The sequence below is a fragment of the Collinsella sp. AF05-9 genome (genome assembly GCF_003465595.1).
Classification (GTDB): Bacteria; Actinomycetota; Coriobacteriia; order Coriobacteriales; family Coriobacteriaceae; genus Collinsella.
In genome coordinates, this window is sequence record NZ_QSBB01000026.1 from 1 (window position 1) to 23,233 (window position 23,233).

Here is a 23,233-nt window from a genome sequence, read left to right on the forward strand (position 1 = left end):
CTATTTATTCAGTCCAAGTTTCGGGGCGCAGTTCACAGGCACCTTTGTGGTGGCTTGGTCTGGCAGCATCGTTTCCCCAGATAAAACCTGCCAAAATAAACCTGTCCCTAATTGGCAGGTTTTGCCACCCCAGGGGCGGGCGATGCTACAATCTGGCTTGTACTTGAAACGCATCAAAGGGGCCGCTATGGCAAAGGTTAAAATCAGCGACGTCGCGCGCGAAGCCGGGGTTTCGTTGGGCACAGTTTCCAACGCGCTCAACCATCCCGAAAAGTTGCGTCCCGAGACCCTCAAGCTCATTAACGAAACCATCAATCGACTGGGCTACCTGCCCAACCAAAGCGCTCGTCAGCTCGCGGGCGGTGCCACCAAGTCCTTTGGCCTGGTGCTCCCCCGTCTCGATCACGGTTTTTCGCTCCAAATCGCCAGCGGCGCCCACAACGAGGCCCGCAAGCACGGCTACGACCTGCTCATCGCCAACGCCGATAACGACGATATTCTCCAGGACCATTACCTGCGCTATTTTATGGGCACCCAGATGTCCGGCGTTATGGTTCAGCCCATGGCATCCCCCGACTGGCACCCCGCCATGACCAAGATGCCCGTGCCGATCGTCCATCTGGACATCCATTGCTCCGAGCCCGGCTACTACGTAGCGGCCGACAACGAGGCCCAGGGTCGCATCATTGCCGAACTCGCCATCGCCCGTGGCGCGCGCCATATTGTCGTCGTCGGCCGAGCAGCATTTATGCAACTCACCCTGCGCGTCCTTGGCATTCACAAGGCGCTCGCCCTACATCCCGACATCAAGATCGAAGTCATTGACGCCGGCGAGTGGAACACGGCGGCCGACGGCTATGGTATCGGCAACCAAATCGCCGAGCGTCCCGCCGACGAACGCCCCGATTTTGTCGTCGGTCTAACCGACGTGCTGGCCTCTGGCGTCGTTTCGGCACTGGTCGACAAGGGCATCTCTGTCCCCGGGCAAGTACGCGTAGCAGGCTGCGATGGTAACCCGCTCGCTTGGAGCGGATCGGTCCCGCTCACTACGGTAGCGCCCCCGGGCTACGAAATTGGCCGCAAGGGCGTCCAACTGCTGATGGAGCAAATCGAGAACAAGGCCCCGGCAAAGACCAAGCATATCCGCGTCGGCTCTGCAGTGCGCACCGTCACCGCAGTCACGGCCACCGAGAATATCAACCGCCAAGAACTGGTACGTCCGTTCCTACTGGAGCGCGCCAGCACCCAGGCAAGCACCCAGACCGACGCCACGGCCATCAACCTCGGCGCGTATCTATAGCACGCCCGCAAGTATGCTAAGTCGCCGCTTAAGCAAAAGGGGCCCGACCATTGCCGGGCCCCTTTTGCTTAAGCGCAAACGTGGGTAATTGCTCGTTTCAACACCGCAATTGTCTAGCGCACGGCCTTGACCACCGCCGTCAGATCGAACAGCGTATCGAGCACGGCCTCGCAGCCGTCCACCACGTCCTGCGGCAGCGGCACGATATCGGGGACGACACAGACGTGGCAACCGGCCGTAATGCCCGAGACGCAGCCGTTGCGCGAATCCTCGACCACGGCACACTCCTCGGGAGCAAAGCCCGCGCGCTCGCAGGCGAGCAGATACATCTCGGGGTCGGGCTTACCGTGCACGACGTCCTCGCCGCAGGTCACCGTCTCAAACTTGTCAAAAAGACCGACCATCTTAAGGTTGCGCTCGGCCGTAACGAGACGCGACGACGTCGCCAGGCCCACGTGATAGCCCGCAGCCAGCAGCTCGTCTATGCACTCGGCGGCACCGGCCTTAAGCTCCAAATCGGTCTTAACTATCTCGTCGCGAATCTCCTTGTGGCGATGATAGATCGCCTCAGCGGTTTCTCTGCTGCCGTAATGCGCCTCAAGAATGTCCATGACATCGGGCAGCGTGCGACCGATAAACTGATGGATCAGCGCATCATCAATCGCGACCCCAAGCTCGGCAGCGCCCGCTTTCCATGCCTTAATGCCCAAACGCTCGGTATCGACCAGCGTTCCGTCCATGTCAAAAATAACAGCCTTAATCATATCGGTCCCCTTCATCGGCTTGCGTTACCGCCACTCTACCGCACTTTACAAACTTGTATATAACGTATATAGCATATTGAACTTCCGTTACATAGATAGAAGTCTTATGGCGAGCTGCTCGGTAGGATTATAGTTTTCGACCGAGTACTCAACGGTAAGGAACGTTTCATGTTTTCAGATAGCACCGCGTCCACAAAGGAGCTTCAGGACAAACTCGCAGCGCTCGAGCAGCTGCTTTTGGCATACGGTCGCGTCGCCATCGGCTTTTCCGGCGGCGTCGACAGCAGCTTTTTGGCCGCGGTCTGCGCCCGTATCATGCCCGCCGACACGCTTCTCGTTCACCTCACCACGCCGCTCATCGGCACGCCCGAACAGACCTCGTTTGAGCGCTCCGTTGATGGACAAGCCAATGAGGGGCCGCATTTTAAGCTCCCCGTGCTCAATCTTTCGGTCGATCAGCTGCAGCTCCCCCAAGTAGCCTGCAACGATGCCAATCGCTGCTACCACTGCAAGCATGCCGGCTTTACCGCTATCGTCAACCACGCCAAGTCGCTCGGCTTTCTCACCGTCATCGATGGCAGCAACGCAAGCGACCGCGGCGATTATCGCCCCGGCATGCGCGCCGCCCAGGAGCTCGGCGTACGCTCCCCTCTCATGGAGGTCGGCTTTACCAAGGACGAAGAGCGCGAGCTGCTGCGCGTATGGGGCTATCCCGTTTGGAACCTGCCGGCGGGAGCCTGTCTTGCCACGCGCGTCCCCACGGGCGAGGAGCTTACGCGCGATAAGATCGATTTAATCCGTACCTGCGAGGACTACCTGCACGATCTTGACCTGGCGCAGGTTCGCGCGCGCTTGGTCGGCGGCTGCATGCATATCGAGGCCGTTCCCGCAGATATCACCAAGATTGCCGCTCTAGGCGGTAGTACCGTCGATGCCGAGGGCAAGACCCCGCTGCCCGCCGCCATCGAGTCCGCGCTGCGCGAGCTGGGCTGCGGTCACATCTCCCCCGAGGTCACCCCCTACATCCACGGCAACATGAACCTATAAGTTACGCCGTTTTACAAACGGCGTAACCGCTCGGCGCTGCGCAGGCCCCGGGCACGGCAATCTGACGCTCAACTTCACGGGCGCGACCAAAAGGTCAGCGCCCGCTTGTTTCACGTCACCTTGCCGCACCCGACGCCCGCTCGCTCGCGTATGCTCAACCTGATCTACATAAGTAAACTGTCACCAACCTACCAAAAAGGGACAGGTTTGTTTTGGCAGGTTTTATCTGGGGAAACGCAAGCAGGGCCGCGACGCCTATATGGCGTCGCGGCCCTTTTCCTTGGAGAAGGATCGATTGATTGAACGGGATGACCGTTCTAGTCTTCGAGTCCGCTATTGATGAGCTCCGCAATCTCAACGGGATCGGTGCTCGCGCGCACCTTGTCACGGAAGCCGGCGTCCATCAGCATCACGGCAGCCTTGGAGAGCAGACGCAGATGCGTGGTTCCAGCCTCGCCGGCGGGCACGTACAGCGCGAGCGCAACATCGACGGGCACCCCATCGAAGCTCGGCCATTCAACGGGCTCGGCCAGTTTAAGCACGGCAACGCCCGGCGTGTGGATCGCGTCGCTTTTGGCATGCGGAACGGCAAAACCGGCGACAAGGCCGGTCTCGGCCTCGTTCTCGCGAGCGATAAAGGCAGCCTCTACGGCAGATGCGTCATCGGCAAAGCCGAGCTCGATGGCCTGCTCGGACAAATAATGCAGGGCGTCCTCGCGCGAGGCGGCGATATACCCAATCGTCACTTGGTTGGCAGATACAAATCCCATGGAAACCTTCCTTACAACACAGACCTGACCGCAGCTTCGATGCCGTCGGCATCCAAACCGTACTTGTGCAGCAAATCGACCGCAGGGCCAGACTCGCCGTACACATCGCGCACGCCGACGCGACGCATCGGCACCGGATGCTGCTCCGCGAGCACCGAGGCCACGGCCTCGCCAAGACCACCGATAATCGAATGCTCCTCGGCAGTGACCACACGACCAGTCTTCTTGGCGCTGGCAACCACCAGGCGCTCATCAAGCGGCTTGATCGTGTGCATGTTGATGACCTCGGCGTCAATACCATCGGCAGCGAGCGCCTCGGCAGCCTCAAGCGCCTCGGCGACCATCAGGCCGCAGGCGATGATGGTCACATCGGACCCCTCGCGCACGACCACGCCGCGACCAATCTTGAACTCATAGTCCTCGCGGTCGTTGATGACCGGTGTTGCCAGACGGCCGAAGCGCATGTAGACCGGACCTTCAAACTCATAGGCGGCGCGCACGCAAGCACGAGCCTCGATGTCATCTGCGGGAACGATCACCGTCATACCCGGAATAGTGCGCATGAGCGCGATGTCCTCGCAGCACTGATGCGTAGCGCCGTCTTCACCGACCGAGATGCCCGCATGCGTGGCGCCGATTTTGACGTTGAGGTGCGGATAGCCGATGGAATTGCGCACCTGCTCGTACGCACGACCGGCGGCGAACATGGCAAAGGTGCTCGCAAAGGCGACGTGGCCCGTGGCCGCAATGCCGGCGGCAAGCCCCATCAAGTTGCTTTCGGCAATGCCGGCATCGTAGAAGCGCTCAGGGTGCGCAGCCTTAAACTTACCGGTCTGCGTGGCGGCGGCTAAATCAGCATCGAGGACCACAAAGTCATCGCGCTCATTGCCCAGCTCGACAAGTGCCTCGCCGTAGCTAACGCGCGTGGCAACTTTCTTGACGTCTGCCATTAGAGCTCCTCCCCTGCTGCTGCGAGCTCGGCCATGGCCTGCTCAAACTGTTCATCGTTGGGTGCCTTGCCATGCCAGCCCACCTGGTTTTCCATAAAGGAGACGCCCTTGCCCTTCACCGTCTCGGCGATAATGGCCACGGGCGAGGCACTCACTTTGCGAGCCTCGGCAAAGGCGGCGGCAATCTGCGCCATGTCGTTACCGTCGGCGAGCTCGATCACATGCCACTTAAAGGCGCGGAACTTGTCGGCAAGCGGCATAGCCGAGTTAACTTCATCGATACTGCCGTCAATTTGCAGGCCATTGTGATCGACGATAGCAACGAGGTTATCCAAGTCGTGGTTGCCGGCGAACATGGCCGCCTCCCACACCTGGCCCTCCTCGCACTCGCCGTCGCCCAGCAGCGTGTAAACACGGTAGCTGTCACCCCAGTGCTTTGCGGCGAGCGCCATTCCAACCGCGGCGGAGATACCCTGACCGAGCGATCCGGTAGACATGTCGACGCCCGGAGTGTCATTCATATTGGGATGGCCCTGCAGGCGGCTGCCGATATGACGGAGCGTCTCGAGCTCCTCCTTGGGAAAGAACCCGCGCTCGGCGAGCACGGCATAGAGTGCCGGAGCGCAGTGTCCCTTGGAGAGCACAAAGCGATCGCGCTCGGCGCAGCTCGGATTCGCCGGGTCGACATCCATTTCCTCAAAGTAGAGGTAGGTCATAATGTCGGCGGCGCCAAGCGATCCGCCCGGATGCCCCGACTTGGCAGCGTGGACACCCGTGACAATACCGCGGCGAACCTCATTGGCAATCTTGGCCAGTTCCTGATCGGTCATGGAGTTTCCTCTCTTGAGCACGCCGGCCCGGCATAACAAATGCTGGGCCGGCAGAACCATCGTTACTGTGCCTCGACGACCTTTTTCCAGTCGGCCTCGAACGAGGCAAGGCCCTGGTCGGTCAGCGGGTGATGCAGGCATTTCTTAAGAGCAGCCATGGGGACGGTCGCAATATCGGCACCGAGCAGCGCCGCCTGGGTCACGTGATTGGGCGTGCGGACGGATGCGGTGATGATCTCGACGGTGTCGTCGACGTTCTTGCCAGTCCAGTCATAGTTCTTAATGCAGGTCACAACGTTGTCGAGCTGCGAAATACCGTCCTCGGCGATGTCGTCAAAGCGGCCGACGAACGGGCTGATGTAGCGGGCACCGGCGTTGGCGGCCATGAGGGCCTGGGTCGGCGAGAAAACAAGCGTCATGTTGACGCGCACGCCTGCATCGGCCAGGGCGCGGCAGGCGGCGAGGCCGGCCTCACAGACGGGGAGCTTGACCACGATGTTGGGAGCCAGGGCGGCAAGACGCTTGCCCTCCTCGATCATGCCCTCGGCAGTAGTCGCGGTGGACTCGGCGGACACGGGCAGTCCCTCGCAAAGCTCGGCGATCTTGAGCATGTGGGGCTCAAAGTCGGCCAGCTTGCCGCCGGTCTTGGCGTACAGGGACGGGTTGGTGGTGACGCCGGCAAGGCAGCCCCAGCTCTTGGCCTCGGCGATCTCGTCAAGGTTGGCGGTATCGATAAAGAACTTCATGGTGCAAACTCCTTCGGAGGAATCCAAAACTCAAAAAATAGGACAAAGGGGATGTCCCTTTGTCCTATGTGCCGGGCCTGCAGCTGGGACATGCCCCAGGCCCGGCGTCGTGTAGGAAAAGCTACTTAGAGAGCCTTCTCGATGCGGCTCGTGACGCCCTTGAGGTTAAGACCGACGACGTACTGCTTGATCGGGCGCTTGATGTGCTCGATCACAAAGCGCTTACCGTCGATGTCCTGGGCAGCGAGGTTGCGATAGAGCTTCTCGACCTGCTCCTTGACCTCGGGATCGTTAAAGGCGTAGTGACCGGAGACATCCAGAATCTTCAGGCTGAGCTCGTCGTCGGCCAGAATGTCGTCAACCTGCAGGTTGACATCGTCGCCGGTCATCCACTTGCGCCAGCGCTCGGTCTTGATAGCCTTGACCAGCAGCGTGTGATACAGGTCGGAGGGATCGTCGCACAGGCCGTTGTCGACCAGAATCTGCTCGGTAGCGCAGAGCTTGAGGTAAGCGCGGGTCTCCTCGGTGCCGTACTGGGGAGCAACATTGGAAGCGGTCACGTGAGCCGGAATGTGCTCGAGCAGCGTCGCGTCATCCAGGTAGTCGGCGTTGTGCTCCTTCAGGCCCACGCCATAGCGCTTGGCCATGTCGGCGAGCTCGCGGGCGTTCTTAAAGTTATAGTGACCGACCTGCTCGGTCCAACGGGTGAGTGTACCGGTCTGACCGACGATAAAGGTGGGCATGGGGCAGCCACGCTTCTCGAGCTCGGGCTGCAGCTGAGAAATGAACTCCTCGTACTTATCGGTAGAGGTCAAGCCGCCATTGGTCTCCTCGGTACCGACCTCATAGGCAACCTCGGGCAGATTATGCTCGCGACGGTACTGCTCAAGGTAGTCGATAAGATCGATCGTGCGGCGAAGCACCACGTCGAGCGGAATAACCTTGCCGATCTGATAGGGGTCCTTGGTGGGGTCGACCATCAGCAGGTCAAAGCCTGCCTCCATGTCGGCGACGAAGGACTTGCGGGCGAGCTCCATGGCCTCGTCCTCGGGCAGGTGGGCATTACGCTCCTCGTCGCGCTGCCACGGACCGCCGTGATCGCGGCACAGGTAGTACGGACCGGTGTAACCCACCTCGTCGGCAACCTTCTTGATGTCGGCGGCAAAGCGCGTCTGGTCCCAACCGTTAACGTAGCCGGCGCCCATCTCGTCCATATCGACCTGGTTGCGGCTGGCGATAAACATGGGCGGGAAATCCTCGTCCTTGGCAAGCTCGAACACGGCCTGAATCAGGTTGGGGCTCATGGGGCCAATGCCGACCATGGTTGCGTGATCGCCGCTATCCTGCAGCTTGAGCATGCCCTGAACGGCCTGGCGGATGGTGAGGTTGGACATTTTGTTCTCCTTCTCCAGAGGATTTTTGACAAAAGTTCCCTGGGACCCAGATGTGGGCCCTATCAGTACGGATGGATTTTGTTGTGTAGGGGCGGTTGTGCGGAGTCAAATCCATCCCTCCGCACAACCGGAGTCCTTAAAGGTTTACTTGGCCTGCTTATCGAGCGTGGGCTTCATGGCAATCAGGATTGCAGCGGCGACCACGGAGCCAATCACGATGTCCAGGCAGAACAGCGCGACGTTGTTGGTGGCCAGGGCGACGATAAAGCCACCGTGCGGGACGTAGCAGTCGATACCCTGGAAGGCGGCAAGCGCCGCACCCACGGCAGAGCCGATGCAAATGCCGGGAAGGGTGTGACCGAGGTCCTTGACCGCGAAGGGGATAGCGCCCTCGGTGATACCGATGCAGCCCATGAACAGCGCGGAGATGCCCATCTGACGGTCAGCGTCATCGAACTTGTTCTTGGCGATGAGTGCAGCGAGGCCACAGGCGATCGGGGGAACGGCAACGGCGACGCGGAACATACCATTAGGACCGTAGATGCCGGAGGCCATGATGGCCATGGTGAAGGTCGAGGCGGTCTTGTTGATGGGACCGCCCATATCGAAGGCGGTCATAACGCCAATGACCAGACCCAGGACAACCGCGGAACCGCCCTGCAGGCTGCCGAGCACGCCGGTAAGCCAGTCCATCACAAAGCCAAGCGGCGTGGCCAGGATGTAGATATAGGCCATGCCCAGGACAAGCGAGGTCAGAATCGGGATGATCAGGATGGGCATGATGGTCTGGATGGTGTTGTTGACCTTCCAGGTCTTCATCCAGCGGACAAAGTAGCCGCAGATGACCGCCATGATCATGGCACCCAAGAAGCCGGTCGAAACGCTGTTGCCGTTAGGAGTAACGACTGCGTTGTTGACCAGGTAGCCCAGGACAAAACCGGGGGCGAGCGCGGGCTTGCCGGCCATCGAGTAGGAGATGTATGCCGCAAGCACCGGGATCATCATGGAGATGCCGGCCATGCCGATGGTGTTAAGACTCACCATCAGCGGATTCGTAACCTCCATGCCGTTGGCGCCGGCGGTACCAGATGCCAGCGAGAAGGCGAGAAACACGCCGCCGATAACGACGATGGGGATAAAATAGGAAACGCCGGTATTGAATGCATTGAGCAGCGTCTTACCAGGATCGGCAAAGATAGACTGCTTGGACGCCGGTGTCGGGGCCTGCGGGGCAGCGGAGACGGCCTTCTTCTCTGCCTTGGCCTCGGCCTTGGGCGCGTCAACGGCGCCACCCGTCGCCTTGATGATCTCAACGGCCTGGTCGATGATCTTCACCGGATCGGCGATTACATCCGAGGTGCCGACCTTCAGGAACTTGCCCTCGGCCATCTTCTGCTCAAAACGATCCTCGTTCTCGACGCCCACGTCGACGGACTCGAGCACCAGGTCGGCGGAATCCACGTCTTCCTGCGTCAGCTCGTTCTCGATACCCAGGCCACCCTGAGCCTCGACTTTGCACTCGATGCCACGGGCGGCGCATTCATCCTGAATCGCCTTCTGGGCCATATACGTGTGGGCAATACCCACGGTACAGGCGGCAACGCCTACGATCTTCATTGCTTCCCTCTTTTCATAGAGTTGCGTGCGCAAGACACCGTTTGCGGAGGCCTCCGGAGCATCCCCTGCCGTTTGGACTTGCTGTCTTTTCGACAAGACCAATATAGGTGCTCGTTTTTCTTAATGCCAGCTTATTTCGGTAAACGCGCAGGTCAGAGCGTTGGTTATGCTATTTGGTTATGCGTTTAACCAAAAATGAATCCTGCGGTTTTACCCTCGATTTCAAAAGTCAAGAAGTATTTGATTTTCTCGGTAGACGGCAGATGCGCATGCCGGTCACAAATTTCGACCCCACCCGTATACCGCATTTGTTGCATACTCATATGAAAGGAAAAGGTCGCTCACCGAAGCGCATCCCTCACCAAGACTCAAAGTCATCATGTTGGAAAATGCTCATCTGTCGGAAGGAGTCGCTGTGGCAAAACAGCGCGTTACGATCGCAGACGTCGCTCGAGAGGCGGGAACCTCGACGGCAAGCGTCTCGTATTACCTCAACGACAAACGAGAAAAGCTTAGCGAGAAGACGCAGGCAAAGATTGCGCGCGTCATCAAGGAACTCGGATACGTTCCCAACGCCCAAGCGCAAACGCTCACCGGCAAGCAGACCCACGTCATCGCCATCATCATTTTGGATAACACCAACAAGTGGGCGGGCCTCGTCCTCAACGGCATGGAACAAGTCATGCTCCCCGCGGGCTACCAGACGGTCGTTTGCACGAGCAACTTTAACCCCGAGACCGAGCTCATGTATGTCGACAAAATGCTCTCGCTGGGCGTCGATGGTTTTATCATCCAGCCCACGGCAAATTTCAAGGCCGTCCACGACCGCATCAAGCGCGCCGGCAAGCCCGTCGTCTTTTTTGACGCGGCCATCTACAGCCCAGGCACCAGCTGGATCAAAACCAACCTCTACGACGGCGTGTACAATGCCACGCAGGCGCTTCTCGATGCCGGCTACGAGGACTTTTTCTCCATTGCTGCCAATATGACCGAAATGCGCACCCGCATGGAACGTTTTCAGGGATATGCCGAGGCATTGGCCGCGAATGGGCAACTCTACAAAGCCATCCCCATCGATCACAACAAGCCGTCAATCAGCGAGCTCACCGAATACTTTAAATACAAGCTCAACCCCGCCAAGCGAACCCTTATCTTCGTGCAAAATCAGTGGGCACTCCCCCGTGTCTACAAGGCACTCCAGCCCATGGCCCATCTGCTTCCGCAGCAAATCGGCCTTTTGGGACTCAACTGCGAAGACTGGACCAACCTCACCACGCCGACCGTCTCCACCATCATCGAGCCTGTCGACCAGGAAGGTCGCGAAGCAGCCGAGATGCTGCTCGCCCTACTTGACGGCAGCAGCGAACCCGGCGAGCAGCGCATTCTCGAGTGTAAGCTCAACTGGCTCGACTCCACCTCGATCTAGCCATACGTCAAATATGAGGCAAATGAATCCGTAGCGTTTGTCCCAAATCTTAAGTATTTGTTCGACAGAACGGCCCCTGTCGGCTCCTGCTAGACTGGTAGATTCCCAACCGTCCATCCAGGAGCCTCCATGTCGCGCAAGTCCGCTTACAAGCAAGTACTTTCCATCGGCACCGCCGTGGTGCTGGGGTTTGCGCTGTTCACAGGGTCGCTCGACGGAGCGCCCAAGCTGTTGTCGCCGCAAAGCGATGAGCAGGCGGCAGCCCTGGCCGAAAAACAAAACGAGAGTCCCAGCCGCACCGACGACGAGGCAGACCTGGTTGCCCGGCTCGAATCAGGAACAGCGAGCTCCTCGGACTCTCAAAATAGCCAAGACTCTGGCGATGGCTCCGATTCCGCCGCACCCGACACCGGTGACGACGCTTCCGCGGACAGCGCTGCCACCCCCATCGACGAGGTCGAAAACCCCGATCTCGACCGCGCCCGCGGCGTATATCTCAGCAGTATTCCCGACTACGCGGGTAACCCCTATGTTGCCCTGCGCGCCGATAGCACCCACCCGCTCGGCACGCCGTCATTCACACTCGATGAATACGAGCGCGCTACAGAAGAGGGCTGCTTTAAGAAGTTCTCCAAGCTCGACAGCCTGGGCCGCACCCGCAAAGCGCTCGCCTGCGTGGGCCCCGAATCGCTCGGTCAAGGCAAGCGCGGCGATATCTCGCGCATCCACCCCGCCGGATGGCGCCAGCAGCGCTACGACTTTATTCCGGGCCAGAGCCTCTACAACCGCTGCCACCTTATCGCCTGGTCGCTCTGCGGCGAAAACGCCAACCGCAAGAATCTCCTCACCGGTACGCGCTATCTCAACGAGACGGGCATGCTGCCGTTTGAAGAACAGATTCTCGGCTACATCCGCGACACGGGCAACCACGTGCTCTACCGCGTCACGCCCATGTACAACGAAGAGGAGCTCGTCTGCCGCGGTGTGCGCCTGGAGGCACAGTCGGTCGAGGACCACGGCAAGACGCTGTGCTTCCACGTATATTGCTACAACCTGCAGCCGCATGTGCAGATCGACTACGCCACCGGCCGCAATCAGGCCTCGGGGGACTAGGCCCGACCAAGCTGCCCCAAAACCTAAAATGATCCGTTTTCCTCCGCCCCCCAGGGATCAAAAAGGGCCGCCCCGGATTACCCAGAGCGGCCCTTGCGTCGGCATGTATCTTACGGGCAAAGCAACACGCTACTTGGCGCGACCCTCCTCATAGCGCTCGACCAGCTTGGCCTGAACGTCATAAGGCACCTGCTCATAGCCCGCAGGCTTCATGGTAAAGTCGCCCGTGCCGCGCGTGATAGAGCGCAGACGCGTCGAGTAATCCGTCAGCTCGGCGAGAGGTGCCTGGGCGATGACCACGGTATCGCCGCGCTCATCGGTCTCCATACCCGTCACGCGACCGCGCGAGGCCGAGATGTCGCCCATCACGGCGCCGGCGTAGCTCTCGGGGATCGTCACCGTGATTTCCTCGATGGGCTCCAGCACCACCGGGTCGGCATCGGCGCACGCCTTGCGCAGGCCGATGCGAGCCGCCGCGCGGAACGCCATCTCGTTGGAGTCGACGCTGTGATACGAACCGTCATACACAGCCACGCGAATGCCCGTGAGCGGGTAGCCGGCAATGATGCCGTCCTTCATGGTCTCCTGGATGCCCTTGTCCACTGCGGGAATCAGCGAGCGCGGAATACGGCCGCCCACGACCTCGTCCACAAACTCATAGCCATCGCTCGTGCCGTCGGGCCCGATGAGCGGCTCAACGCGCAGCCAGCAGTCGCCATACTGACCGGCACCGCCAGTCTGTTTCTTGTGGCGGCCCTGGGCACTCGCCGTGCGGCGGATGGTCTCGCGATACGGAATGCGGATCGGCACGCTTTTGGCCACGACCTTGGTGCGATCCTCCAAACGGTTGAGCAGCACCGAAACCTGCGCCTCACCCACGGCGGAGATGATAGTCTGGCCCGTCTCCTCGTCACGATCGATGCTCATGGTCGGATCGGCCTTGCACGCCTTCTCGATAAACGTGTAGAGCTTCTCTTCGTCGCCGCGGTTCTCGGCCTCGATGGCAATGCGGTACTGCGAGTTGGGGAACTTAAACGCCGCCGCCTCGACCTTACCGGTAATGGAGAGCGTGTCACCCGTCTCTGCCGCCAACTTGGGCGCCACGATAATGTCGCCGGCATAGGCGTGACCGACCTCGGTCATGTCGCGGCCGCACATCACATACAGGTGAGCCAGACGATCGCTCTTGCGGGTACGCGCGTTGATCAGCTCAAGGCCCGGCTCAAGCGTGCCCGTCAGCACCTTGATAAAGCTGATGCGACCCTGCTGCGGATCGGCCAGTGTCTTAAACACAAACGCCACCGGGCGGTCATCGTCACTCGAGATCTTAATCGAATCACCGTCGATGAGCGGCATCTCGCCGTAGTCGGTCGGCGCTGGGAAGTATGTCGCGATGTCGTCCATCAGCGAGTTGACACCCTGCTCCTTAATGCAATCGCCCGCAAAGACCGGCACAAAGATGCGCTCAGCGATCGCCTTCGACAGTAGGCCTTCAAGCTCCTCCTGCGTCAGCGTCTCCTCGCCTTCCAAGTACTTCATCATCAGCTCGTCGTCAGCCTCGGCCACCAGCTCGCACAGATGGTCATGGGCCTCCTCGGCCTGGGCGCGATACTCCTCGGGAATCTCCGACTCAACGGCTTCAGTGCCGTTGCAATGGCGTGCCTTCATGCGCACCAGATCGATGATGCCGTCGAAGTCCTCGCCCTCGCCCCAGGGAAGGGTCACGGCGCCCAGGCGCATACCAAAGCGCTCCTGCAGCAGATTCATCGTGGTCGCAAAGCTGGCCTCAGAGCGCGACAGGCGGTTTACGAACACCGCACGCGCCAGACGCAGGTCCTCGGCGGCATACCAGAGCTTAACCGTCGTAGGCTGTGGGCCGGCCTCGGCATCGACCACAAACAGAGCCGTCTCGCAGACGCTCATCGCGGCAAAGGCGTCGCCGATAAAATCGGGATAGCACGGGGCATCGAGCACATTGATGCGCGCGCCCTTCCAGTCGATCGGCGCAATGGTCGTCGAGATGGAAAATGCACGCTTGACCTCCTCGGGGTCATAGTCGAGCGTGGGCTTGGTGCCGTCGTGGCCGCCCAGGCGGGCGGTCTTGCCAGAAAGGTGGAGCATGGCCTCGGCGAGTGAGGTCTTGCCCACCCCGCCTTGGCCTACGAGCACCACGTTCCTTACGTTACCGGTCTTGGGAGCACCCATGATGACCTCCTTGCAGGGCCGCGCGCAATGCGCGACGCCAACGGGGAGAGTTCGCGGTCGGTGCCATCCCGGGAGCAGCATGGTCGGCAGCCGAGCCGACTCACCCTCCAAATGTCCTATGCCACCACCCTACCCTCACGGGCGACCGTCCATGCATACCTTTCGGCGCACGTATGAATACAGGCGGCGAGAGGAAGAAGAGCGCATGCGAGGCGATTATTAAACCCCATCGATACAAATAAAAGCCGCCGCAGACCATAAGACCTGCGGCGGCTTTTTCTCAATATATAGCTGAGCCTAGCCCTCGATACGGCTCAAGAACTCACGGGTACGTTGCTCACGCGGGTGATCGATAACCTGCTCGGCAGGACCCTCCTCGACAATGCGACCGCCGTCCATAAAGACCACGCGGTCGGCAACATCGCGCGCAAATTGCATTGCGTGGGTCACGATCACCATCGTCATATTCTGCGCGGCAAGGTCTTTAATGACACGCAGCACCTCGGCCGTTAGCTCGGGATCGAGCGCCGAAGTCGGCTCGTCAAAGAACAAGATCTCCGGGTCGAGCGCCAAGGCGCGGGCGATACTCACACGCTGTTGCTGACCACCCGAAAGCTCACATGGCACCTTGTTCTCGTTGCCCGTAAGCCCCATCTGCGCGATCAACTCACGCGCACGCGCTTCGGCCTGCTCGCGCGGACGCTTGAGTACGCGAACCGGAGCGTCGGTGATGTTTTTCATCACCGTATAGTGCGGGAACAGATTGTAGTTCTGAAACACCAGACCAAACCGCGAGCGCGCCTGTTTAGGCACATCGCCCTTTGCGTACACCGCGCCCGAACCCGCATCCGTCGCGACGGCAAGGTCGCCAAACGAAAGCGAGCCACCGTCGAGCGTCTCGAGCAGCGTGGCGCAGCGCAGCAGCGTGGACTTACCGCCACCCGAAGGCCCGATAATCGCCACAACCTCGCCACGCTTTACCTCGAGTGAGATATCCTTGAGCACCTTATTGCCGCCAAACGCCTTGCGCGCGTTCGCTATATTCATTACCGAATTAATCATGGTAGTAATCCAATTTTTTTCCCGGCGGCGCCCAGCAGCATCTCGACCACAAAGTTAAAGACCCAGTAGATCAGCGCCGCAATCGCAAACGGCACCATGCTCACCTGCGAGGCAACCAGCGCCTTGGCGGTCGAGAACATCTCACCCACGCCAATGGCAAACGCCAGCGACGTGTCCTTGACCAGCGTGATGATCTCGTTGCCCATCGCCGGCAGAATACGCTTGGCGACCTGCGGCATCACGATATACAGAAACGTCTGCGTGCGCGAATAGCCCAGCACCTCGGCGGCCTCATATTGACCGCGCGGAATCGACTGCAAGCCCGAGCGATAGATCTCGGCAAAGTAGCCGGCGTAGTTGATGATGAACGCCACAACGCACGCCGTCCATTTGGAATCGGGCGTGAGCGAGATGCCGAACACGTAATACGGGGCAAAGTAGATGGCAAACATCTGCAGCATGAGCGGCGTACCGCGCATGACCGAAATGTAGATGCGCGCAATCCAGCGCAGCGGCGCGACCTTGCTCATGCGCATAAACGCCACGGGAATTCCCAGGGGAATCGACCCGAGCAGCGTCAGCACAAACAGCTGCAAACTGACCAAGAATCCCTGGCCAAGCATCTGCATCATGACTTGAATAGACAACCTAAGCTCTCTTTCACAGCAACAGAACAGCGAACCCAATGTCAAAGCGGGTTTTCCAGGTGCCCGAGTTTGCCGTGAAAGAGGAGCGCCGCGTACTAAATGTACGCAAGCGACGGTTTGAACGGCAAAATCGAGTGCCTGGGAAAGCCGCTATTTCAAAACCCAGTTGTCGAAGGACAGACCATAGCTCGCATACTTGTTGCACAGGTCCTTGACCGTGCCGTCCTCATAGAGTGCCTTGAGCGACTCGGTCACGGCATCGGCCGACTTGGTGTCGCCCTTCTTAAAGCCGACGGCGTAGTGCTCGCTGGACAGCGGCTCATCAAGCTGTGTATAGGCATCGGGCTTGGCGGCAAGCTGATACTGGGCAATCGAGAGGTCACAGGCGACGGCATCGACTGCACCACTCTCGAGCTGCATAAACGCCGTGTTGTACTCACCGATGGTATCGAGCGTGGCAAACGTCGCGGCCAAATCCTTCTGGTCGCCCTCGAGCACATCCTGTGCAGCGGAATCAGTCTGGGTAATCACGGTCTTGCCGGCAAGATCGTCCCAGCTCTTGATGCCTGCATCCTTCTTTACCACCAGCACCTGCTCGTTGAGCATGTACGGCTCGGAGAACGTGTAGTCGTCCTCGCGGCCCTCCATGGTAAAGCCGTTCCAGATACAGTTGATGGCGCCCGAGTTGAGCAGCGTATCCTTGGCATCCCAGTCGATGGCCTCGTATTTGACCTCCCAGCCCTGCTTATCGGCAACAGCCTTGGCCAAATCGAGATCAAAGCCGGTGTACTCGCCATCGTCGCCCACAAAACCATACGGAGGATAGGACTTATCAAAGCCCACCACGAGCTTCTTGGACTCCGCAGCGCCCTTCACATCCTTGGCCGCGGCAGAGCCAGCGGCGGAGCCCTTGCCGGCGCCACCGCCGCAACCGACAAGACCAAGGCCAAGCACCGTGGCGAGCGAGCCGGCTAGACCAACAAACTGACGACGAGACATATCGGTGTTCATGGTATTCCCCCTTGATGACACTTTAGTTAGGTAAAGTGAGTCATGTAACGTTCAGAATCATACACTTTAGCGTGATAGAGCACAAGGCGAGTTTGCCCGCCGCGTGAGGGGTGTGGGGGTTAAGTTTCCTGCTCTACAGTCCTGCTCACGACGGAGGCCACATTAAGTGGCCTCTTGTTCGTGCGGAACTCGCGATAAACTTAACCCCCACACCCCTCACGCGGCGGGCAACCGTCGTTGGGCTTATCACTGACACGAATAAACCGCTTGTATATCGTCTGCTGGCTTGGCACGGTACAATACTTGCAGCTTTAATTCATGAATTAGTGGAGTTATTGATGGCAGAATCTCGTGCGGAGCGTAGGGCTCGTCGTGCTTTGATCGAGGCGGCTGAGGGGTCGGAGGAGAAAAAATCTTCTAAGAAATCCAAGTCGTCTCAGGATGCGAAGGGCAAGTCAGCCAAAGGCAAGGCTAAGGCCAAGCGTCCCGGCTCTCGTCGGAGCGAGGACAAGGCATCTCAGACTCGCTCCAAGCGCTCGCATATAGATCAGGTTTCGTCTGCGCGTAAGGCTGTGGATCCCAAGTCTCCCTGTCCGATCATGAAAGCTTGCGGGGGGTGCACGGCGCTCAATCGTCCTTATAAAAAGCAGTTGGCAGCTAAGCAGGCTGTTATGGAGGAGCTTTTTGCTGCTCTTTGCGAGCGCGAGGGTATTAGCGTCGACCCCATTCGCGGTATGGGCGTCACCCTGGGCGACCCGGGCAAATATCCTGCGCCGCGCGGGTTTCGCCATAAGGCCGCCACTCCCTTTGCCCCCGGCAGAGAGGGCGCTGTCCGTTGCGGTTTCTTTGAGCGCGGCACGCACAAGATCGTTGCCGTACCCGAATGCCCCGTCGAGGCACCGGGCGCCCGTCAGATTCTCAACGGCATCGCACGCGAAGCTGAGCGGCTGCATATTCCCGCCTTTAATGAGGACAAGCATCTTGGTTTGCTTCGCTATGCCGTCGTCCGCTGCGGCTGGCGTACCGACCAGGTCATGGTCACGCTCGTGACCGCTCAGCGCGACTTGCCGCATGCGCAGGAGTTCTTTGAGGCTGTCGCCGCACTCAATCCGCACATCGTCACCGTCGCCCAAAACATCAACGGACGTCCCGGCAACGCCATCCTCGGCGAGGAAACCCGCATTGTATATGGCGCCGAGTGCATGCGCGACCAGCTGCTCGGTTGCGAATTCGATATCTCCCCTACCGCGTTTTATCAGACCAACCCGCAACAGACCGAGCTGCTCTATCAGCTCGCTATCGACGGCATGGATTTGCACCAGGGCGATGTGCTCATGGATGCCTACTGTGGCAGCGGTACCATCGGCCTGTGCGCAGCCAAAGCCGCCCAGGACAAGGGCATCGGCATTATGCTGCTTGGCGTGGAGCGCAACCACGCCGGCATCGCTGACGCACGTCGCAACGCCGAGCTCAACGGCCTTACTCGCAACGCATGGTTTATGGCCGACGATGCCACCGATTACATCCTAGATGCCGCCGACAACAACGAGCGGATCGATGTCCTTTCCATCGATCCGCCGCGCGCCGGCTCCACCCCCGAGTTCCTCGAAGCTGCCTGCGCACTTAAGCCGCGCCGCATCACCTATATCAGCTGCAACCCCGTGACCCAAGAGCGCGACCTGCATCAGCTCTTCGACGGAGGCTATCGCCTGCTCAAGATCACGCCCGTCGACATGTTCCCCCATACCGACCACACCGAAACCGTAGCGGTCCTCGAACGCCGCTAACCAACCTCAGTAGATTTTTGGGACAAGAAAGGGGGCGACCCGTCTGGGCCGCCCCCTTTCTTGGTTTATTAATTCCGCTACATCCCCTTGCGCAGGTCGCACACGCCGGCTGCCGCCATCTCGCGCAGCAGCGTCTCGCGATCGCGCGTCACGATCAGATCCAACGGGAAGTGAATCTCGTCGAGCATCTTGCGAGCGTAATCGAGCTTACCAATGGCCATGCCAATGTGCGCATCGGTCGAAACGCCAATGCCCACGCCCAGCTCGGCGCAGCGCTCAGCGATCTTGCGGCATACGGCCCAATGCTCAGTGTCAACACCGTGTTCAAGACTATGGTTGTTGATCTCGATAATCTTGTGCTTGGCCTTAGCCGCCAACAGCACCTCGTCGATATCGAACGGCACGCCCGAGCGCCCCGCATGCCCAAGCATGAACACCTTGGGGTGCTCCAGGGCATTGATGTACATCTGGGTCGTTTGGGCGAGCGTCGCGCCTTCGGCAAACTGCGGGTTATGCACGCTTGCCACCAAATAATCCAAATTACGCGTCACCAAATCGAACAGCGAATGCTCACGACTATACGAATCGCCGGCGATATCGAGCGAAACGGGAATGTCTTCGCCAAACAAGCTGCCGTCCAGCGAAACGATATCAGCCTCGGCACCACGCAGCACCAGCACGCCGCTCCAAATGCGCGGCCAGATATCCTGGTTAATAAAGAATTGGAAACTGCGCAGGTCATTGGGACAAGGCGTAACCATCGAGCTTAAATGATCGGCGGAACCGAGCACCTGAAGGCCGCGTTCCGCCGCCCAATAGATGTTCTCCTCGATGGTTGAGTACGCATGCGCAGAGAACATCGTATGAGTATGAATATCACAAGAAAGAAGGTAGGGCATCGGGTCTCCTTGTCCAGTATGGCCGTCGCGTATATTCATTGTACGCATAGCTTTCGGCAGTCGTAAAACTGCTTCATCCCAATCACACAACGGCATAGACAACGGGGTCTGGCTTAAAACCAAACCCCGTTTCACGTAAAACATTGTAAGCAGAGCGCTTTACTTTCGACGATATTCGTCGGCCAGCTGCTTCCAGGCAGGCAGCGAGTTGACGATTGTCTCATAGCTCACGCAGTAGCCCAGGCGGAACCAGCCCGGCATGCCAAAGCTATCCGAAGGCACCGCGAGCAGCTCATACTTCTTCGCGCGCTCACAGAACGCATTCGCATCGGACTCCAGCGCTTTCACCCATAGGTAGAACGCGCCATCCGGCTCAACATAGGTGTAGCCGTACTCCGCTAGTGCATCGGTAAGCGCGGTGCGGTTGCGCGCATAGGCCTCGACATCGCTCGGTTCATCAATGCAGTCGATGATTACACGCTGGAAGAGGGCCGGTGCACACACGAAGCCCAGCGTACGGGCGGCACCGGCAACGGCGGGCATTAGACGAGCTGCCTGAGGATTCGTATTGGGAACCAGGATCCACCCGACGCGCTCGCCCGGTAGCGAAAGCGACTTGGAATACGAGTAGCACACGATGGTGTGCTCGTAGATCGAAGGCACCCAAGGCACCTCGGCGCCATAGACAATCTCGCGATACGGCTCATCAGAGATGAGCATAATCGGATTCTCGGAATCGCGCTGAGCGTTGGCCTCGCGCAGAACATTGGCCAGTCGCGTCAGCGTGTCGCGTGTATATACGGCACCGGTCGGGTTGTTGGGTGAGTCGATAATGACGGCAGCGGTCTTATCGGTAATCGCCTTGAGCACGTTATCCACGCTCAGCTGGAACGTATCTTCATCGGCGAGCGCCTCGACACACGTACAGCCGGCCTTCTCAATCCACACACGATACTCCGGAAAGTATGGGGCGATAACAATAACCTCGTCGCCCGGGTTCGTAACGGCGTTGAGCGTGCAGGTGAGCGAAGCCGCCGCACCCACCGTCATAAAGACGTCTTTGCCCTCATAGTTCGTTCCAAAGCGGCGGTTGAGCGATTCGGCGACGGCTGCTCGACATTGCGGCAGACCCGGAGCGGGGGTGTAGCCGTGCAGCTGGTCACTCGGCAGCTCCAAGGCCTTCTTAATGGACTCAGCCACAGTAGCGGGCGCCGGAACACTCGGGTTGCCCAGCGAGAAGTCGAATACGTTCTCTGCACCGATCTGTGCCTTGCGCTCAAGGCCATAGCCAAAGATCTCACGGATGATGGAGCTTTCCGCACCGCGAGCATACATAGTTTCGTTGATCATCTGTTCCCCTTTCGCATAGGCGCTATTGTACGCTTTAGCTGAGCAAAGTGCCGCAGCAATGTTGATTGGGGACAGACTTAAATGCGTGAAAACGCTCATTTAAGTCTGTCCCCAATCAACAGACGGCCCCATATCGCTCAAAAGAAAAAGCCTCCGCAGGTTTCCCCGCGGAGACTTTCGCCACAAAGGCTATTTGTCGGCGTCGGCATCGACGACGGCATGGTCATCATCAGCATCATCGGATGCGGCTTCGGCATCCTCCTGCATGGCCGCCTGCGCAAAGGCCGCGGCATCAGCCGCCAGCTCCTCCTCGCTCATACGAGGCGCACGCTTCTTGGTCGGCATGCCAGCCGCCTTGGCATTGCGCTCCTCCTTGGCCGCCAGGATATCGCCCTCGCGCTCAAGGTAGGCGTCCCACTCGTTATCGAGCAGGGCATTCACGGCATCGCCCTCGACAGTCTCGCGCTCAAGCAGCACCTTCGCCATCAGATCGAGCTGATCGCGACGGGCGTCCAGGATCTCGACCGCACGACGATGGGCCTCACGCATAATGCGCTGAACCTCGATATCGATGCGGCGCGCCGTCTCCTCGGAGTAATCCTGGTGATCGGCGTAATCGCGACCAAGGAATACCTGATGCTGCGCCTCACCAAACACTTGCGTACCCAGTTCCTCGCTCATGCCCAGGCGCGTGACCATCTCGCGCGCCATCTTGGTCGCGCGCTCCAGATCGTTGCTCGCGCCCGACGTGATGTCGTCGCACATGAGCTCCTCGGCAACGCGACCGCCCAAGAACACGGCGAGCTCGTCGAGCATCTCGTTCTTGGTCTTGAGGAAGTGATCCTCCTGCGGAAGCTGCAGTGTGTAGCCCAGGGCCTGACCGCGGCTGACGATCGAGATCTTGTGGACCGGATCGGAGTGCTCCAGGATGTGGCCCACCAAAGCGTGACCGCTCTCATGGTAGGCAATCGTGGTGCGCTCGGCCTCGGTCATCACGCGACCCTTGCGTTGCGGTCCGGCAATCACGCGCTCCATCGACTCCTCGACCTCGTCCATCGAGATCACGGAACGATGACGGCGAGCGGCCAGCAACGCAGACTCGTTGAGCAGGTTCGCCAAATCGGCACCAGTAAAGCCAACGGTCATCTGGGCGAGCTTCTCGAACTTCACGTCCTCGTCCATCGGCTTGTTCTCGGCATGCACGCGCAAGATCTGCTCGCGGCCCTTTACGTCCGGACGGTCGACCGTGACCTGACGGTCAAAACGGCCGGGACGCAGCAGTGCCGGATCCAGAATGTCGGGGCGGTTGGTGGCAGCGATCAGGATGACCGACTCGCTCTCCTCAAAACCGTCCATCTCGACCAGCAGCTGGTTGAGCGTCTGCTCGCGCTCGTCGTGACCGCCGCCCAGACCGGCTCCGCGCTGACGTCCCACGGCATCAATCTCATCGATGAAGATGATCGACGGGGCCTGGGACTTGGCCTCCTTAAAGAGGTCACGCACGCGGCTGGCGCCGACACCCACGAACATCTCGACAAAGTCAGAACCCGAGATGCTAAAGAACGGCACGCCCGCCTCGCCGGCAACGGCCTTGGCCAGCAGCGTTTTACCGGTGCCCGGAGGGCCCACCAGCAACACGCCACGCGGGATCTTGGCGCCCAGCTTGCGATAGCGATCCGGATCGCTCAAAAAGTCACGGATCTCCTCGAGCTCCTCGACTGCCTCGTCCACGCCGGCAACGTCCTCGAACTTAACCTTGGGGCGCGTGGCCTCGTTGGTCTTGGCGTTGGTCTTGCCAAACTGCATGTTCCTGTTGTTGGCACCCATCATCTGGCGCATAAAGTAGAACATGATGGCAATCAGGGCGATCGTCGGCAGCACACTCATCGCCAAGTCGCCCCAAAAATCGGGGTCATTGGTGTTGACGATGTACTTGGTATCGGGGTGCTCCGCCATAAGCTCGGCAAGCGAATCGGAGCCGACATAGGTCGAGGAGAAGCTCTTGAGCTCGCTCGTGTCGCCCTTGTCCTTTTTCGTCTTCCAGTAATGACCCGCCACGCTTCCGTCTTGAACCGTATAGGTCAAATCTTCGACGCGATCCTGCTTAATGGCGTTGACCATCTCGCTCGTCGCGAGCTTTACGGTATTGCTGGAATTGGCAAAGCCGGAGCCCATGTTAAAGAAGGCGTAGCCCAGAAGCGCGCAAGCCAAAATAAAATACAGCCAGCCCGTACGCGTGGGCTTCTTGCCTCCGGGCATCCCCGGGATCTTAGGCTCCCGGGGAGTCTGAGAATTGTTATCGTTACGGTCGTCGG

At 59.5% G+C, this 23,233-nt stretch carries 19 protein-coding genes; 5 read left to right on the plus strand and 14 right to left on the minus strand.

Annotated features, from left to right (window positions below):
- The first annotated feature begins 187 nt into the window (after positions 1-187).
- Positions 188-1,300 (plus strand): LacI family DNA-binding transcriptional regulator, encoded by a 1,113-nt coding sequence (locus DWV43_RS07680; protein ID WP_233539236.1) that lies wholly within the window; start codon positions 188-190, stop codon positions 1,298-1,300.
- A gap of 113 nt (positions 1,301-1,413) precedes the next feature.
- On the opposite strand, the gene DWV43_RS07685 is transcribed toward DWV43_RS07680, so the two are convergent.
- Complete coding sequence (locus tag DWV43_RS07685) at positions 1,414-2,064, minus strand: HAD family phosphatase (RefSeq protein ID WP_158557018.1); 651 nt, start codon at positions 2,062-2,064, stop codon at positions 1,414-1,416.
- A gap of 168 nt (positions 2,065-2,232) precedes the next feature.
- Between DWV43_RS07685 and DWV43_RS07690 the strand changes: the two genes are divergently transcribed.
- On the plus strand, positions 2,233-3,111 hold the full coding sequence (locus DWV43_RS07690) for an ATP-dependent sacrificial sulfur transferase LarE (RefSeq protein WP_117817829.1): 879 nt from the start codon (positions 2,233-2,235) through the stop codon (positions 3,109-3,111).
- A gap of 317 nt (positions 3,112-3,428) precedes the next feature.
- On the opposite strand, the gene DWV43_RS07695 is transcribed toward DWV43_RS07690, so the two are convergent.
- The 6 genes from DWV43_RS07695 to DWV43_RS07720 form a co-directional block, all read right to left on the minus strand.
- Entirely contained in the window at positions 3,429-3,881 is a 453-nt protein-coding gene (locus tag DWV43_RS07695; protein ID WP_117817831.1) for a PTS sugar transporter subunit IIA, read from the minus strand.
- An 11-nt stretch (positions 3,882-3,892) separates the two neighbouring features.
- Positions 3,893-4,831, minus strand: a complete 939-nt coding sequence (locus tag DWV43_RS07700) for a transketolase family protein (RefSeq protein ID WP_117817833.1) — start codon at positions 4,829-4,831, stop codon at positions 3,893-3,895.
- Positions 4,831-5,661 carry a transketolase gene (locus tag DWV43_RS07705; RefSeq protein ID WP_117817835.1) on the minus strand — a complete coding sequence of 277 codons (831 nt, stop codon included), beginning with the start codon at positions 5,659-5,661 and terminating at the stop codon, positions 4,831-4,833. Before DWV43_RS07705 ends, DWV43_RS07700 begins: the two co-directional genes overlap by 1 nt.
- Before the next feature lie 62 nt (positions 5,662-5,723).
- Complete coding sequence (gene fsa, locus DWV43_RS07710; protein WP_117757862.1) at positions 5,724-6,407, minus strand: fructose-6-phosphate aldolase; 684 nt, start codon at positions 6,405-6,407, stop codon at positions 5,724-5,726.
- Positions 6,408-6,532: 125 nt separating this feature from the next.
- Positions 6,533-7,801, minus strand: coding sequence for a class II D-tagatose-bisphosphate aldolase non-catalytic subunit (locus DWV43_RS07715; RefSeq protein ID WP_055251764.1), 1,269 nt, complete (start codon positions 7,799-7,801; stop codon positions 6,533-6,535).
- 144 nt (positions 7,802-7,945) lie between these two features.
- A complete protein-coding gene (locus DWV43_RS07720; protein ID WP_070097143.1) occupies positions 7,946-9,418 on the minus strand; it encodes a PTS fructose transporter subunit IIC in 1,473 nt (490 codons plus the stop codon).
- A gap of 415 nt (positions 9,419-9,833) precedes the next feature.
- Between DWV43_RS07720 and DWV43_RS07725 the strand changes: the two genes are divergently transcribed.
- Complete coding sequence (locus tag DWV43_RS07725; protein WP_233539237.1) at positions 9,834-10,844, plus strand: LacI family DNA-binding transcriptional regulator; 1,011 nt, start codon at positions 9,834-9,836, stop codon at positions 10,842-10,844.
- A gap of 129 nt (positions 10,845-10,973) precedes the next feature.
- Complete coding sequence (locus DWV43_RS07730; RefSeq protein WP_117817839.1) at positions 10,974-11,957, plus strand: DNA/RNA non-specific endonuclease; 984 nt, start codon at positions 10,974-10,976, stop codon at positions 11,955-11,957.
- A gap of 129 nt (positions 11,958-12,086) precedes the next feature.
- Here the strand turns inward: DWV43_RS07730 and DWV43_RS07735 are convergent, their stop codons facing one another.
- The 4 genes from DWV43_RS07735 to DWV43_RS07750 form a co-directional block, all read right to left on the minus strand.
- A complete protein-coding gene (locus DWV43_RS07735) occupies positions 12,087-14,162 on the minus strand; it encodes a translation factor GTPase family protein (protein ID WP_117817841.1) in 2,076 nt (691 codons plus the stop codon).
- Positions 14,163-14,459: 297 nt separating this feature from the next.
- On the minus strand, positions 14,460-15,224 hold the full coding sequence (locus DWV43_RS07740) for an amino acid ABC transporter ATP-binding protein (protein WP_117817843.1): 765 nt from the start codon (positions 15,222-15,224) through the stop codon (positions 14,460-14,462).
- Positions 15,221-15,871 (minus strand): amino acid ABC transporter permease, encoded by a 651-nt coding sequence (locus DWV43_RS07745; RefSeq protein WP_233539238.1) that lies wholly within the window; start codon positions 15,869-15,871, stop codon positions 15,221-15,223. Before DWV43_RS07745 ends, DWV43_RS07740 begins: the two co-directional genes overlap by 4 nt.
- A gap of 150 nt (positions 15,872-16,021) precedes the next feature.
- Entirely contained in the window at positions 16,022-16,882 is an 861-nt protein-coding gene (locus DWV43_RS07750) for a transporter substrate-binding domain-containing protein (RefSeq protein ID WP_117817847.1), read from the minus strand.
- Between the two features lie 572 nt (positions 16,883-17,454).
- Here DWV43_RS07750 and rlmD point away from each other — a divergent pair.
- Positions 17,455-18,669 carry a 23S rRNA (uracil(1939)-C(5))-methyltransferase RlmD gene (gene rlmD / locus DWV43_RS07755; RefSeq protein WP_349125231.1) on the plus strand — a complete coding sequence of 405 codons (1,215 nt, stop codon included), beginning with the start codon at positions 17,455-17,457 and terminating at the stop codon, positions 18,667-18,669.
- Positions 18,670-18,746: 77 nt separating this feature from the next.
- Here the strand turns inward: rlmD and DWV43_RS07760 are convergent, their stop codons facing one another.
- The 3 genes from DWV43_RS07760 to ftsH form a co-directional block, all read right to left on the minus strand.
- On the minus strand, positions 18,747-19,568 hold the full coding sequence (locus DWV43_RS07760) for a phosphatase (protein ID WP_117817851.1): 822 nt from the start codon (positions 19,566-19,568) through the stop codon (positions 18,747-18,749).
- Between the two features lie 159 nt (positions 19,569-19,727).
- Complete coding sequence (locus tag DWV43_RS07765; RefSeq protein WP_117817853.1) at positions 19,728-20,918, minus strand: pyridoxal phosphate-dependent aminotransferase; 1,191 nt, start codon at positions 20,916-20,918, stop codon at positions 19,728-19,730.
- Positions 20,919-21,107: 189 nt separating this feature from the next.
- Positions 21,108-23,177 (minus strand): ATP-dependent zinc metalloprotease FtsH, encoded by a 2,070-nt coding sequence (gene ftsH / locus DWV43_RS07770; RefSeq protein ID WP_233542321.1) that lies wholly within the window; start codon positions 23,175-23,177, stop codon positions 21,108-21,110.
- Between the last annotated feature and the right edge of the window lie 56 nt (positions 23,178-23,233).

Bases quoted from the DNA above. Each gene is read 5' to 3' on its own strand.
- DWV43_RS07735 (WP_117817841.1), bottom strand. From the start codon at position 14,162: ATGGGTGCTCCCAAGACCGGTAACGTAAGGAACGTGGTGCTCGTAGGC.
- DWV43_RS07760 (WP_117817851.1), bottom strand. From the start codon at position 19,568: ATGCCCTACCTTCTTTCTTGTGATATTCATACTCATACGATGTTCTCT.
- DWV43_RS07700 (WP_117817833.1), bottom strand. From the start codon at position 4,831: ATGGCAGACGTCAAGAAAGTTGCCACGCGCGTTAGCTACGGCGAGGCA.
- ftsH (WP_233542321.1), bottom strand. From the start codon at position 23,177: ATGCCCGGAGGCAAGAAGCCCACGCGTACGGGCTGGCTGTATTTTATT.
- DWV43_RS07685 (WP_158557018.1), bottom strand. From the start codon at position 2,064: ATGATTAAGGCTGTTATTTTTGACATGGACGGAACGCTGGTCGATACC.
- DWV43_RS07720 (WP_070097143.1), bottom strand. From the start codon at position 9,418: ATGAAGATCGTAGGCGTTGCCGCCTGTACCGTGGGTATTGCCCACACG.
- DWV43_RS07730 (WP_117817839.1), top strand. From the start codon at position 10,974: ATGTCGCGCAAGTCCGCTTACAAGCAAGTACTTTCCATCGGCACCGCC.
- DWV43_RS07705 (WP_117817835.1), bottom strand. From the start codon at position 5,661: ATGACCGATCAGGAACTGGCCAAGATTGCCAATGAGGTTCGCCGCGGT.
- DWV43_RS07765 (WP_117817853.1), bottom strand. From the start codon at position 20,918: ATGATCAACGAAACTATGTATGCTCGCGGTGCGGAAAGCTCCATCATC.
- DWV43_RS07715 (WP_055251764.1), bottom strand. From the start codon at position 7,801: ATGTCCAACCTCACCATCCGCCAGGCCGTTCAGGGCATGCTCAAGCTG.
- DWV43_RS07750 (WP_117817847.1), bottom strand. From the start codon at position 16,882: ATGAACACCGATATGTCTCGTCGTCAGTTTGTTGGTCTAGCCGGCTCG.
- DWV43_RS07695 (WP_117817831.1), bottom strand. From the start codon at position 3,881: ATGGGATTTGTATCTGCCAACCAAGTGACGATTGGGTATATCGCCGCC.
- fsa (WP_117757862.1), bottom strand. From the start codon at position 6,407: ATGAAGTTCTTTATCGATACCGCCAACCTTGACGAGATCGCCGAGGCC.
- DWV43_RS07740 (WP_117817843.1), bottom strand. From the start codon at position 15,224: ATGATTAATTCGGTAATGAATATAGCGAACGCGCGCAAGGCGTTTGGC.
- DWV43_RS07680 (WP_233539236.1), top strand. From the start codon at position 188: ATGGCAAAGGTTAAAATCAGCGACGTCGCGCGCGAAGCCGGGGTTTCG.
- DWV43_RS07690 (WP_117817829.1), top strand. From the start codon at position 2,233: ATGTTTTCAGATAGCACCGCGTCCACAAAGGAGCTTCAGGACAAACTC.